The sequence below is a fragment of the Simplicispira piscis genome, from assembly GCF_054783455.1.
Genome location: NZ_BAAGQN010000007.1, coordinates 58258 through 71026, shown reverse-complemented (window position 1 = coordinate 71026; position 12769 = coordinate 58258). Strand labels below are relative to the sequence as shown.

General features: G+C 66.4%; 13 protein-coding genes and 1 pseudogene. 8 read left to right on the top strand and 6 right to left on the bottom strand.

Annotated features, from left to right (window positions below):
- Nucleotides 1-567, bottom strand: coding sequence for a DUF3617 domain-containing protein (locus tag ACYVOC_RS03625; RefSeq protein ID WP_461160917.1), 567 nt, complete (start codon nucleotides 565-567; stop codon nucleotides 1-3).
- Between the two features lie 141 nt (nucleotides 568-708).
- On the bottom strand, nucleotides 709-2244 hold the full coding sequence (locus tag ACYVOC_RS03620; protein WP_461160916.1) for a YifB family Mg chelatase-like AAA ATPase: 1536 nt from the start codon (nucleotides 2242-2244) through the stop codon (nucleotides 709-711).
- Between the two features lie 174 nt (nucleotides 2245-2418).
- Here ACYVOC_RS03620 and ACYVOC_RS03615 point away from each other — a divergent pair, with 174 nt between their 5' ends.
- The 7 genes from ACYVOC_RS03615 to ACYVOC_RS03585 all read left to right on the top strand — a co-directional run bounded on the left by ACYVOC_RS03615 (nucleotide 2419) and on the right by ACYVOC_RS03585 (nucleotide 9361).
- Nucleotides 2419-3150 (top strand): TorF family putative porin, encoded by a 732-nt coding sequence (locus tag ACYVOC_RS03615; protein WP_461160915.1) that lies wholly within the window; start codon nucleotides 2419-2421, stop codon nucleotides 3148-3150.
- A gap of 13 nt (nucleotides 3151-3163) precedes the next feature.
- The gene (gene glnK / locus ACYVOC_RS03610) at nucleotides 3164-3502 is read left to right on the top strand and encodes a P-II family nitrogen regulator (RefSeq protein WP_461160914.1); all 339 of its coding nucleotides are present in this window, start codon (nucleotides 3164-3166) and stop codon (nucleotides 3500-3502) included.
- 32 nt (nucleotides 3503-3534) lie between these two features.
- Nucleotides 3535-4971 (top strand): ammonium transporter, encoded by a 1437-nt coding sequence (gene amt, locus ACYVOC_RS03605; protein WP_116005684.1) that lies wholly within the window; start codon nucleotides 3535-3537, stop codon nucleotides 4969-4971.
- 287 nt (nucleotides 4972-5258) lie between these two features.
- The gene (gene glcE, locus ACYVOC_RS03600) at nucleotides 5259-6371 is read left to right on the top strand and encodes a glycolate oxidase subunit GlcE (RefSeq protein ID WP_461160913.1); all 1113 of its coding nucleotides are present in this window, start codon (nucleotides 5259-5261) and stop codon (nucleotides 6369-6371) included.
- 3 nt (nucleotides 6372-6374) lie between these two features.
- Nucleotides 6375-7175 (top strand): YoaK family protein, encoded by an 801-nt coding sequence (locus ACYVOC_RS03595; protein ID WP_461160912.1) that lies wholly within the window; start codon nucleotides 6375-6377, stop codon nucleotides 7173-7175.
- Nucleotides 7176-7200: 25 nt separating this feature from the next.
- Nucleotides 7201-8430 (top strand): glycolate oxidase subunit GlcF, encoded by a 1230-nt coding sequence (gene glcF / locus ACYVOC_RS03590; protein WP_461160911.1) that lies wholly within the window; start codon nucleotides 7201-7203, stop codon nucleotides 8428-8430.
- Between the two features lie 88 nt (nucleotides 8431-8518).
- On the top strand, nucleotides 8519-9361 hold the full coding sequence (locus ACYVOC_RS03585; protein ID WP_461160910.1) for a ProQ/FINO family protein: 843 nt from the start codon (nucleotides 8519-8521) through the stop codon (nucleotides 9359-9361).
- 81 nt (nucleotides 9362-9442) lie between these two features.
- Here ACYVOC_RS03585 and corA read toward each other — a convergent pair whose 3' ends face one another.
- A complete protein-coding gene (corA, locus tag ACYVOC_RS03580) occupies nucleotides 9443-10408 on the bottom strand; it encodes a magnesium/cobalt transporter CorA (protein ID WP_116005679.1) in 966 nt (321 codons plus the stop codon).
- A gap of 20 nt (nucleotides 10409-10428) precedes the next feature.
- The gene (locus tag ACYVOC_RS03575) at nucleotides 10429-10911 is read right to left on the bottom strand and encodes a glutathione peroxidase (protein WP_116005678.1); all 483 of its coding nucleotides are present in this window, start codon (nucleotides 10909-10911) and stop codon (nucleotides 10429-10431) included.
- 225 nt (nucleotides 10912-11136) lie between these two features.
- On the opposite strand from ACYVOC_RS03575, the gene ACYVOC_RS03570 reads away from it, so the two are divergent.
- Nucleotides 11137-11541, top strand: coding sequence for a DUF2251 domain-containing protein (locus ACYVOC_RS03570; protein ID WP_461160909.1), 405 nt, complete (start codon nucleotides 11137-11139; stop codon nucleotides 11539-11541).
- On the opposite strand, the gene ACYVOC_RS03565 is transcribed toward ACYVOC_RS03570, so the two are convergent.
- Nucleotides 11534-12421 carry a DMT family transporter gene (locus ACYVOC_RS03565; RefSeq protein WP_116005677.1) on the bottom strand — a complete coding sequence of 296 codons (888 nt, stop codon included), beginning with the start codon at nucleotides 12419-12421 and terminating at the stop codon, nucleotides 11534-11536. The two genes, ACYVOC_RS03570 and ACYVOC_RS03565, sit on opposite strands and share 8 nt — an antisense overlap.
- 56 nt (nucleotides 12422-12477) lie before the next feature.
- Nucleotides 12478-12769, bottom strand: a pseudogene (locus tag ACYVOC_RS03560) (lysophospholipid transporter LplT); the annotation flags it as partial.

Genomic DNA, 12769 nt, shown 5'->3' with positions numbered 1-12769 from the left:
TCAGCGCCCAGTGGGCATGGGTTTGATGGTGCCGCAGCTGTCCGATATCCAGCGGCCCTTCTGCGCCATGTCGATCTGCTCGGGCTTGCCCTGCTGGACGGTTTTGAACTTGAATTGCCCGGAATAGGCCTTGGGGCCCTGAAACGTGACCGTGCCCTCGCCACTGGACGGCGGCTCATCCTGCCCGCCCTTGCAGCTGAAAGCCACCTTCATGGTGTTGGCGTCCACGCGCTGCACCTGCTGTGTACAGCCCTCCTGCTGGGGAATGTTGTCGAGATCGGCCTGCTCCTTGGTGACGCAGACCTTGACGCTCTGGCCCGTGGCCCCCAGCCCCACGCCTTGCTGGGCCATCATCTGTTCCATCTGCTTGCGCTGTGCAGGCGGCATGCTGGCCAGGGATTTCTGCATCTCGGCCATGGCCGCTTCCATCTGGCCGCTCTGGGTCTTGAAGCTGACGTTGTGCTCCCACAGGCCGGGGCGCATTTTCTGCTGCGCTGCCGCCGTGAACGATACGCCTGCCAGCAGCGCCAGTACGGCGGTGGAAACGATGAAACGCGATGTCTGCATGGTCTTGCCTTTCCTGAAATGGGCGCCCCGCGCGAACCTGGGGGACGGCCTTGCCGCGCCACTGTAACGTCCTGAACCCTTTTTGGACACCCGTGCACCTGCGCACCACAGCGGCAGAACGTGACCGATTGGGCGCTTTTGCTAGCCGTGTAGCGTGCGGCGGTACTGCATGGCCTCGGCCACATGCGCCACCTGGGTGTGCTGTGCGCCCGCCAGGTCGGCGATGGTGCGGGCCACCTTGAGGGCGCGGTGCGTGGCGCGGGCCGACCACCCCAGCCGGGCGGAAGCCGTCTGCAAAAACTGCAGCGCTGCGGGCTCCAGCAGGGCATGGACATCGATCGCCTGCCCCTGCAAGGCCTGGTTGGCATACCCCTGGCGCGCCGTGGCCCGCTGGCGGGCCTGCACCACGCGCACGCGGATGGCCGCGCTGCATTCACCCGGGGGTGCATTCAGCAAATCTTGTGCAGGCAGGGCTGGCACCTCGACATGCAGGTCGATGCGGTCGAGCAATGGGCCGCTGAGCCGCGCCTGGTAGCGCGCCACCTGGTCGGGCGTGCAGCGGCAGGCGCGCTGCGTGGCGCCCCGGTAGCCGCAGGGGCAAGGGTTCATGGCGGCAATCATCTGAAAACGTGCGGGGAATTGAGCCCGCTGCGCAGCCCGCGAGATAGTGATATGGCCCGTCTCCAGCGGCTCGCGCAGGGCTTCGAGGGCGGCGCGGGGAAACTCTGGCAACTCGTCCAAAAAGAGTACGCCATGGTGCGCCAGCGAGATCTCGCCCGGGCGCGGCGGTGAGCCACCACCCACCAGAGCCACCGCACTCGCCGTATGGTGCGGGCTGCCGGTGGGGCGCAGGGCCCAGCGCTCCAGTGCAAACCGGCCGCACAGACTGGCCACGGCGGCGCTCTCCAGCGCCTCGTCCACCGTCATATCCGGCAGCACCCCGGCAAAGCGCTGGGCCAGCATGGATTTTCCCGAGCCAGGCGGCCCCATCAACAAAAGACTGTGGCCGCCGGCGGCTGCGATCTCCAGGGCGCGCTTGGCCAGGGCCTGGCCTTTGACATCGGCCAGGTCGGCATAGACACCCGTGGTCTGCAGGGGCGTAGCCTGCATGCGCGTCCAGCCACTGTCCTCGGGCGCCGGGCCTTCACCCGTGCTGCCGGGCGGCAAAAACTGCTGTACCACGTCCAGCAGATGCCGTGCACGCCAGACCTGGGCGTCGGGCACCAGCGCGGCCTCTTCGGCGCTGCCCGGCGGCAGCACCAACCGCACCCCGGCGGGCAGCGCACGCAGCGCCAGGCTGGTGGCCAGCGCTCCGCGCACGGGGCGCAGCTCGCCCGAGAGCGACAACTCCCCCGCAAACTCATAGCCTGCAAGACGGGCGGCATCGATCTGACCGCTGGCCGCCAGGATGCCCAGGGCGATGGGCAGATCGAAGCGCCCCGAGTCCTTGGGCAAATCGGCCGGAGCCAAATTGACGGTGATGCGCTTGTTGTGCGGGAACTCCAGCCCGGCGTTTTGCAACGCCGAGCGCACGCGCTCACGCGCCTCCTTGACCTCGACCTCGGCCAGTCCCACCAGCGTGAAGCTGGGCAAGCCATTGGCCAGGTGCACCTCGACAGTGACAGGCGGCGCCTGCAACCCCAGCAGGGCGCGGCTTTGCACCAAAGCAAGACTCATGCGTGTATTTCTCCCCAGACGAGTGCGGTTTGCGGGCGGCGGGCGCAATGGCCGGCGGCCATGCACCAGTCCGGTGCAAAGGCCATGTACCGCCCTGCGAATGTAGCGGTGAAAGGCCTGGCACGGTCTGTGCGTAGACAGGCTATCGCTTGTTTTTTTCTGACCGGAGGACCCATGAACCACACATCTCTCAAGACCCTCGGTATCGCCCTTGTGGCGGCCATGCCTCTGATGGCCAGCGCGCAGCTCAGCGGCAACCTGGGCCTGGCCTCCAACTACAAGTACCGTGGCCAGGACCAGGACACCAGCAAAACCCGGGCCGTCAAGCCTGCGCTGCAGGGCGGTTTTGACTACGCCTTTGGCGAATCCGGCTGGTATGTGGGCAACTGGAACTCCAGCGTGCACTGGCTGCCCGGCAACTCCATCGAGATGGACCTGTACGGCGGCTACAAATTCAAGGCCGGTGCGCTGGACTGGGACCTGGGCGCCCTCACCTACCTCTATCCCGGCAACACCACAGGCAACACCACCGAGCTGTACGCCGCGACCACCTGGGGGCCGCTGACGGCCAAGTACTCGCACACGGTGTCGAAGGACTATTTCGGCTGGGCTGGTGCCAAGGCAGGCTCGGGCCTCAAGGGCACCAACACGGGCTACCTGGCGTTCTCGGTGGCGCAGGAAGTGGCGCCCTCGGTCACGCTCAAGGCTTCGGTCGGGTTCACGCGCTTTGCCAGCGATATCAAGGACATGGGCGTGCCCAACTACATGGATTACAGCCTCGGCGCGGCCTACGACTTTGGCGGCGGTCTCTCGCTCGGCGCAGCCGTGGCGGGCGCCAACAAGAAGGCTTATTTCGGACCCGCCAACCAGTCGCGCCTGCTCGTCACCCTGACCAAAACTCTGTAAGGAGGAACTGAAAATGAAAATGGTGACTGCCATCATCAAGCCGTTCAAACTCGACGAAGTGCGCGAGGCCCTCTCCGACATCGGGGTGCAGGGCATCACGGTGACCGAAGTAAAGGGCTTTGGCCGCCAGAAGGGCCATACCGAGCTCTACCGCGGCGCCGAGTACGTGGTGGACTTCCTGCCCAAGGTGAAGATCGAGGCCGCCGTTGCCGACGACCTGGTCGAGCGCGTCATCGAGGCCATCGAAGGCGCGGCGCGCACCGGCAAGATCGGCGACGGCAAGATTTTTGTCTCCGCCCTCGAACAGGTGGTACGCATCCGCACCGGCGAGACCGGCCAGGACGCCCTGTAAGCCACCCCTTCCACCCAACGCGAGAAACTGCCATGAAAAAACTGCTTGCCTCCCTCCTGCTAGGGCTGGGCCTGCTGGCCACCGGACCGCTCGCCCTGGCCCAGGCACCTGCCACTCCCGAACCCGCCGCCATGGCGGCCCCGGCCGAACCGGCTGCAGCTACCGACACGGCGACAGCGCCAGCCCCGGCTGCGCCTGTGGCCGCGGCTGCAGTGGCCCCGGCCGCACCGGCCGCCGCACCCAAGCTCGACTCGGGCGATACCGCCTGGATGCTCACTTCCACGCTGCTGGTCATCCTGATGACCCTCCCCGGCCTGGCGCTGTTCTACGGCGGCCTGGCCCGCTCGAAGAACATGCTGTCGGTGCTGGTGCAGGTGTTCGTGGTCTTTGCCATCATCAGCGTGCTGTGGGCGCTGTACGGCTACAGCCTGGCATTCACCGGTGAGGGCCGGTTCTTCGGCGGGCTGGACAAGCTGTTCCTCAAGGGCATCGCACCCGACACGCTCTCGGGTCTGCTGCCCACCATTCCGGAATATGTGTTCGTGGCCTTCCAGTCCACCTTTGCCGCCATCACCGTGGCGCTGATCGTGGGCTCGTTCGCTGAACGCATCCGCTTCTCGGCCGTGCTGATTTTCTCGCTGCTGTGGTTCACCTTCAGCTACATCCCCATGGCCCACATGGTGTGGGGCGGCGGCCTGCTGGCCAAGGACGGTGCGCTCGACTTTGCCGGGGGCACGGTGGTGCACATCAACGCCGGTGTGGCCGCGCTGGTGGGCGCCTACCTGGTGGGCAAGCGCATTGGTTACGGAAAGGAAGCGCTGACCCCGCACAGCCTGACGCTGACCATGGTGGGCGCCTCGCTCCTATGGGTGGGCTGGTTCGGTTTCAACGCAGGTTCGGCCGGTGCCGCCAACGGCGTGGCGGGCCTGGCTTTCATCAACACCGTGCTGGCCACGGCCGCGGCCACCCTGTCGTGGCTGGCGGGTGAATCGCTGCACAAGGGCAAGGCCTCCATGCTGGGCGCGGCCTCGGGCGCTGTGGCCGGGCTGGTGGCCGTGACCCCGGCAGCAGGCTTCGTGGGCCCCATGGGTTCCATCGTGATGGGCCTGATCGCGGGTATCGTCTGCCTGTGGGGCGTGGGTGGTCTCAAGCGCATGCTGGGTGCGGACGATGCATTTGACGTGTTTGGCGTGCACGGCGTGGGCGGCATTCTGGGCGCCATCCTGACCGGCGTGTTCGCCTCGCAAAGCCTGGGCGGCACAGGCGGCCTCACCCCCGACACCTATGCCATGGGCGCCCAGGTCTGGGTCCAGACCAAGAGCGTGCTGGTCACCATCGTGTGGTCCGGCGTGGTGGCCTTGGTGGCCTACAAGGTGGCCGACATGCTGGTGGGCCTGCGCGTGAGCGAAGAAGCCGAACGCGAAGGCCTGGACATCACCTCGCACGGCGAAACGGCTTACAGCCGCTGAAGCGTCCCTGCCGTGGTGTCTGGTGGGGCCACGGCAGGACAGCGCGGAAAACTCCAAGGTGCTTGTAGCCCGCCCGCACGGCGGGCTTTTTTTGCGCTGAAAATTTGAACAAAATATGCTTCCAGCGCAATCCAATCAAGCGCAGATAGCTATTAAATTAGTAGCAAACACAAGAAATACAGCGTGACTGTGGGCGAAAACGCTCACATGGCCCGTGCAGAAAATTCACACAGCCCAGGGCCGCGCTGCCGCGCACAGGCAGACCCCAAGGCTTACCATCCAAGCCTATGGAAAGCGCCCTTCACCACATGATTGAACAGGTGCGCGCCGCAGGCGCGCGCCAGGCACCACTGCACATCCGTGGCGGCGGCAGCAAGGATTTTCACGGCACCCTGCCCCCAGGTGAGCTGCTGGACACCCGGGACTGGCGAGGCATCGTCAGCCACGAGCCCACCGAGCTGGTGGTGACCGTGCGTGCGGGCACGCCGCTGGCCGAGCTGGAAGCAGTCCTGTCCGAAAAAAACCAGTGCCTGCCCTTTGAGCCACCGCATTTCGGCCCGGGTGCCACCGTGGGCGGCATGGTGGCAGCGGGCCTGTCGGGCCCGGCCCGCGCCAGCGTGGGCGCGGTGCGCGACTATGTGCTGGGTCTGCAACTGATCAATGGCCGCGCCGAGCACCTGGTGTTTGGCGGCCAGGTGATGAAGAACGTGGCCGGGTACGACATTTCGCGCCTCATGGTGGGCGCCTGGGGCACGCTGGGGGTGATCACCGAGGTCAGCCTCAAGGTACTGCCCGTGGCTCCGGCCGAGGCCACGCTGCGCTTTGAACTGGGCCAGGCCGAAGCCCTGCGCCGCCTGCACGCCTGGGGCGGCCAGCCACTGCCGCTCAACGCCAGCTGCTGGGTGCACGACGCGGGCATGGACACGCTTTACGTGCGCCTGCGCGGCGCCGTGGCCGCCGTCGAGGCAGCCTGCCGCAGCATGGGCGGCGAGCGCCAGGACAACGCCCGCGTGGCCGCCGACTGGGCCGCCTGCCGCGACCAGGCCTTGCCCTGGTTCACCGCAGGGCCCAGCGCCGGACTGGATCTGTGGCGCCTGTCACTGCCCGCCACCGCGCCAGTGCTGGCGCTGCCCGGCGGCGTGGCGCCGCCGCTGGTCGAGTGGCACGGCGCGCTGCGCTGGGTGCAGGCCGCCCCCGGTCACGCACAGGCATTGCACGACGCCGCCCGCCAGGCAGGCGGCAGCGCTTCACTTTTCAGAGCGCATAGCGCTGATGGAACAAGCGCTGCAGCCTTTTTTGATCCTTTACCCGCCGGACTGCAAGCCATCCACGAACGCTTGCGCCAGAGCTTTGACCCGGCCGGCATCTTCAACCCAGGCCGCATGGCCTGGCAGCGCTAGCCCGTGCGGCGATTTCGCCACCTCACCGGCCAGCACCGCACGGTGGCCAGCAACCGGCGGCTGGGCTTGCTGCTCGCCTTCAACGCGGGCGCGGTCAACGCCGGGGGCTTTCTGGTGGTGCGGCTCTACACCTCGCACATGACGGGTTTTGTGTCCCTGCTGGCCGACAACCTGGTGCTGGGCAACATGGTGCTGGTGCTCAGCGCCGTGGGGGCCTTGCTGGCTTTTGTCAGCGGCGCGGCGCTCACTGCCATTTTGGTGAACTGGGCACGCCAGCACCGGCTGCACAGCAGCTACGCACTGCCGCTGCTCATCGTGGCGCTGCTGATGCTGGTGTTCGGGCTGGTGGGCGCGGTCACGCTTAACTGGCATACGCCGTTTGCCGTGCCCGTCACGGTACTGCTGCTGTCTTTCATCATGGGCTTGCAGAACGCCACGGTGACCAAGATGTCCTCGGCCCAGATCCGCACCACGCACATGACCGGCGTCATCACCGACCTGGGGATTGAGCTGGGCAAGATGCTCTACTGGAACAGCAGCGCCAGCCCGCCCGACCAGCAGGTGCGCGCCAACCGCCAGCGCCTGCGCCTGTTTGCCGGGCTGCTGGCCATGTTTCTGGTGGGCGGCATCGCCGGTGCCGCCGGGTTCAAACATGTGGGCTTTGTGTTTGTGGTGCCGCTGGCGCTGGTGCTATTTGCGCTGGCCCTGCCGCCCCTGTGGATCGACCGCGCCCGCCTGCGCCCGAACAGCCGCCGCGCGCACGGCACCCCCGCCGCCGGGCAGAACCCACCGCCCGCCCCCTGATTTGTTGCAGCCCCTGAGCCCCACCATGCAAACCCAACTGGCCCCCGAATTCCAAGGCACCCCCGAAGGCATCGAAGCCGAAGCCATCCTGCGCAAATGCGTGCACTGTGGCTTTTGCACCGCCACCTGCCCCACCTACCAGTTGCTGGGCGACGAGCTGGACGGCCCGCGGGGCCGCATCTACCTCATCAAACAGGTGCTCGAAGGCGCGCAGCCCACACGCGCCACGCAACTGCACCTGGACCGGTGCCTGACCTGCCGCAACTGCGAAAGTACCTGCCCCAGCGGCGTGCAGTACGGCCACCTGGTGGACATCGGCCGCAAGATCGTGGACGAGAAGGTGCCACGCCCGCTGGTGCAGCGAGGCCTGCGCTGGGCACTGAAGGAAGGCCTGCCCTCACCCCTGTTCGCCCCCGCCATGAAGATGGGCCAGGCCGTGCGCGGCCTGCTGCCCGCCAGCCTGCGCGCCAAGGTGCCCGCACCCGAACCCGCCGGTGCCTGGCCCACGCGCGAGCACGCACGCAAGGTGCTGATGCTGGTGGGCTGCGTGCAGCCCGCCATGATGCCGGGCATCAACAGCGCCACGGCGCGTGTGCTGGACGCGGCCGGTATCCAGACCCTGGTGGCACCCGAGGCCGGTTGCTGCGGTGCCGTCAAGTTCCACCTGAACGACCAGGACGGCGGCCTGGCACAAATGCGCGCCAACATCGATGCCTGGTGGCCGCACATCGAGAGCGGCGCGGTCGAAGCCATCGTCATGAATGCCTCGGGCTGCGGCGTCACCGTGAAGGAATACGGCCACCTGCTGCGCCACGACCCGCAGTACGCCGACAAGGCCGCGCGCACCAGCGCGCTGACACGCGACCTCTCGGAACTGCTGCCCGACATTGCCCCAGCGCTACAAGGCCGCCTGCGCAACATCCCGCAGGGCGTGGTGGCCTTCCACCCGCCTTGCACGCTGCAGCACGGCCAGCAACTGCGCGGCGGGGTAGAGCAACACCTGCGCACGCTGGGCTTCGATGTGCGCCTGACCCTCAACGAATCGCACCTGTGCTGTGGCTCGGCTGGCACCTATTCGGTGCTGCAGGCCCAGCTCTCGCACCAGTTGCTTGAACGCAAGATCGGCCACCTGTCCGCCCTGGAACCGGTCGTCATCACCTCGGCCAACATTGGCTGCATCACCCACCTGCAAAGCGGCACCGGGACACCGGTGCGCCACTGGGTGCAGGTGCTGGACGACGCGTTGGCTGCATGATTTCACCCTCGGCGCGAGCCCGCCGCACAGCGTGGTGCGCCAAGGCTGGCATGATTGAGGGTTTTGTTGCCCCCTCTCCTGCTCTGCCATGACCGATTCCGCGCCCGCACCTGACCAGACCCCCGCTACCGCCGCAGCCCCAGGCACGGCCGCGAACGAGGGGCCTGTGAACGCTCCCGCCAGCGCGCAGGGCACGCCCCCGCCCGCCAACGCCACGCGCAGCAACGCCCGCGGCCGCCGTAAAGGTGCAGGTCCCGCAGCCGGTGCCGGTGCACCGCAGGCCGATGGCCAGGCCAAGACGCCCCGCGCGCCACGGCCCGTGCCGCCCGTGCTGGAAAAGCTGGCCGAGCTGTACCCGCAACTCTTTGGCGCAGTGTTTTTGCCACTCAAGCGCGGCATCTTCCAGGACCTGCTGGCCGCACACCCCGAGCTGTTTGAGCGCGAAGCGCTGAAACTGGCCCTGGGCATCCATACACGCTCCACCCGCTACCTGCACAGCGTTGCCGAAGGGCGCCAGCGCCACGACCTGCAGGGCCAGCCGGTAGAAGCCATGGCCCCCGAGCACATCCACCAGGCACTGCTGGAGGTGCACCGCCGCCGCCAGGGCCGGGGCGGCGAGGATCTGCGGCCCAAACTGGTGGCGCGCATCGTGCGCAATATCCAGGCCAGCGGCCTGACGCGCGAGGAATACACCGAACGCATGCACTCCCGCGACGAAGCCGCCAACGCCGTGCTGGCCGAGGCCCTGACCGAACTGGCTGCCCTGCAGGCACGCGAAGAAGCCCTGCTGCGCGCCTACGAAGCCAGCGGCAAGACCGTGGCGGAATTTGCCGACATGTATGGCATGGACCCGCGCACCGCAGAGCGCAGCCTGCACAACGCCCGCCAGCGCGCCACTGCACCTGCGCCTGCACCGGACGCAGCGGCCTGAGGCAGAACGCCATCAGCTGCAAAAAAAGTAGCTGATGGCGCTTGTCCAGCATGCCTTGAAGGCATTTTTGACCGGTAACTTCTACAGCCAGCCGGTCTTGCGAAAACGCCAGTACAAGACGGCGCCGGAACAAAAGATTACCGCCAGCGCCGCCGGGTAGCCAAAGGCCCATTTCAGCTCGGGCATGTGCTCGAAGTTCATGCCCCAGATGCCGGCCAGGGCCGTGGACACGGCAAAGATGGCTGCCCAGGCCGCCAGGCGTTTGGTGGTCTCGGACTCTTCGATGGTCACCATCGACAGATTCACCTGGATGGCCGTGCCGATGGTGTCGCGGATGGTGTCGATGGCCCCGTTGATGCGCGAGAGGTGGTCGTGCACGTCGCGGAAATACTCCTGCGAGCCCGTGCACACCTCGGGCACTCGCCCGCCGTGCAGCTTGCCTGCCACTTCCAGCAGCGGTCCTGCGGCATGGCGCAACACGGTGGTGCGGCGTTTGAGGGCATACAGCCGCTCGATGTTGCCGCGCGCCGCGCCCCGATCGAAGATGTGCTCCTCGATGGTCTCCAGCTCCGACTCAAAGTCATCGATCATCGGGAAATAGCGGTCCACCACCTCGTCCATCAGGGCATACAGCACAAAGCCTGAGCCATGGCGCAGCAGCAGCGGCTCGCGCTCGCAGCGCTCGCGCACATCCTGAAAACCCTTCTGGCTGCGCCGCCGCACCGAAAGCACGTAGTTGTGCCCGACAAAAATGGCGACCTCGCCCACGTCCTCGGCGTCGTAACCGGACTCGGGCAGGTGGAGCACGACGAACACCATCTCGCCATACTCTTCAATTTTGGGCCGCTGATGGCCTTTGCGGGCGTCTTCAACGGCGAGTTCATGCAGACCGAACTCCTGTTGCATCTGCTCGAGTTCTTCGTCCGACGGGTCCAGCAGCGCTACCCAGACGAAGGAGTCGGGCTTGTGCAGCCAGTCGCTGATGTCGTCCACACTGATGTCAGCGCGCTTGCGACCGTTTTCGTAGACAACGCAGTTGATGAGCATGGGAACGGCGTCCGGAAAATTCAGGCCAGGGCCGCTTCAATATCGCCCGCCAGCTTGGACGGCGTGTCCTGCGGTGCATAGCGGCGAATCACCTGGCCGTCCTTGCCCACCAGGAACTTGGTGAAATTCCACTTGATGGCCTTGCTGCCCAGCAGGCCCGGGGCCTCGGCGGCCAGCCAGCGGTACAGCGGGGCGGCATCCGCTCCATTGACGTCGATCTTGGCCATCATCGGAAAGCTCACGCCGTAGTTGAGCTGGCAGAAGCTGGCGATGTCCTCATTGCTACCCGGGTCCTGGTGCGCGAACTGGTTGCATGGAAAGCCCAGCACCACCAGCCCCTTGCTGCCGTACTGCTGGTGCAGCTCCTCCAGCCCGCCAAACTGCGGCGTGAAGCCACAGGCGCTGGCCGTGTTGACGATGAGCAGCACCTTGCCCTCGTACTGGCGTAGCGGCACCATCTCACCATGGATGTTCTGGGCGTCAAAGTCGTAAATGGTTGGCATGGGGGCTCCGGTGCAAAGGCAATGGCGGCGCGGCAGGCGCGTGGGCCGGTCATCGTAGCGCCTTTGAAGGGCCGCTGCCGGGTGCGGGCACATGGCCTTTTCAGCCGTCGCGGATCGCAATCGCGGCATCCAGAGCAGAAAATCGCACCCACCGCGTGGTAACTTTGGGCATCCATCCACCTGTTGCGGGAATCGGGGGCCTGCGCCCTCGCCCAGTCCATCACCATGCCAATCCATGTCGCAGCCGTCAGGCAACTCCTGGTGGGCCAGGCCCTCATGATCGAGGGGGCCGCGCCCACGGGGCATTTCAGTGCCGTCTTTGAAGACGATGGCGAAACCGGCTACTTCTACGCCATCGACCGCGCCGCCAAGGGCCAGTCGATCCAGGATGCCTTGCACATCTACAACGTGGCCAGCGTGACCGACAAGGACAAGGCGTCCACGGTGCGCATCGGCTGGACCGCCGACGGCAGCAAGGTGGCGCTGCTCATCAACGACTACCCCCACGCGGTGTTCGATTTTGAAGCGCAGCAGGGCTACTGCCGCTCGGGCTTTCCGCCGCCGGGCGTGGGGCCCTGGTCGCAGCAGGGGCATGAATGGAACGAGGCCTGCGTCAGCCTTTTCATGTAAGGCGCCTGCGGGCAGGCACAACGGCCAGCAAGGCCGCCAGCATGATGCAGACCCCGCCCACCAGCGTACGCTCCTGCAGCGCAGCGGCGTCCAGCAGCCATGAAGAGGCGCTGGCAAACACCACCTCGGTCAGCATGACCAGGGCCGTAGTGCCTGCTGCCAGCCGCGCCGCACCGTATTGCAGCGCGTAGTTGCCCACCAAAAACGCCAGCGCCAGCCCCAGTGCCACCAGCACCCAGCCCATGGCCACCGGGGGCACCGGCGTGACGATACCCACAGCCATGCCCGTTGCCGCCACCAGCGCAGCCATGAGCGCGCCCCCACCAAACATGGCCAGCATGCGCGCCTGCTCGGGCACCTGGTGCAGTCGGCGCAACATGACATTGGTCAGCGCAAAGGTAAAACCACCCGCCACGGCCAGCAAATCGACCGCCGACAGGCCCTGCGCCAACTGGCTGAGCGGCACACCCGGCGGCAGCACCACCAGCACCACGCCCGCAAAAGCCAGTGCCAGGCGCAGCAGCGCCAGCGGCGTGGGCACTTCGCCTAAAAATCGCCAGGCCAGCAGCACCGACCAGGCGGGCATGAGATAGAACAGCAGCACCACGCGCACGACATCGCCCACCGTCACGGCCCAGTTGAAACACACATTGGTCAGCCCTGCGCTGACCGCCAGCAACCACAGGCCCGGGTAGCGCAGCACCTGGCGCCAGGCGCCGGGCAGCAGCACCAGCAGCGTGACCAGCGCCAGCAGGTACATCAGCGCCGTGGCCCACAGCGGGTGCAAGCCCGCACCGTGCAGCAACCGAAAAGGCCACCAGGAAACGCCCCAGACAAAAGCATTGAACAGCAGCGCGAAAACGGGCAAGGATTTTTTCATCAAAATGGCCTCCAGCGCTTTACTGGAAAGCGCTGCAAGCTATCAAAAACGGAGTTTTAGTGGAGCGTATCCTGCCGGGCGATGCGCAGCAGGTGGTCCATCTCTTCAGGATATTTGGCACAGTTGTGGGCATGCCAGCGCTGGATCACCCACATGATGCCAGCCACCACCACGCCAAAGGCGGTGATCGCGCCAAAGGCCGACAGTCCCAACTTGGTGGACAGGCTGTAGAACGCCCCCAGGCCGAGGATGCAGGCCTGCTCGTTGAAGTTCTGCACGGCAATAGACCGGCCCGACCCCATGAGATTGTGGCCCCGGTGCTGCAGCAAAGCATTCATGGGAACCACC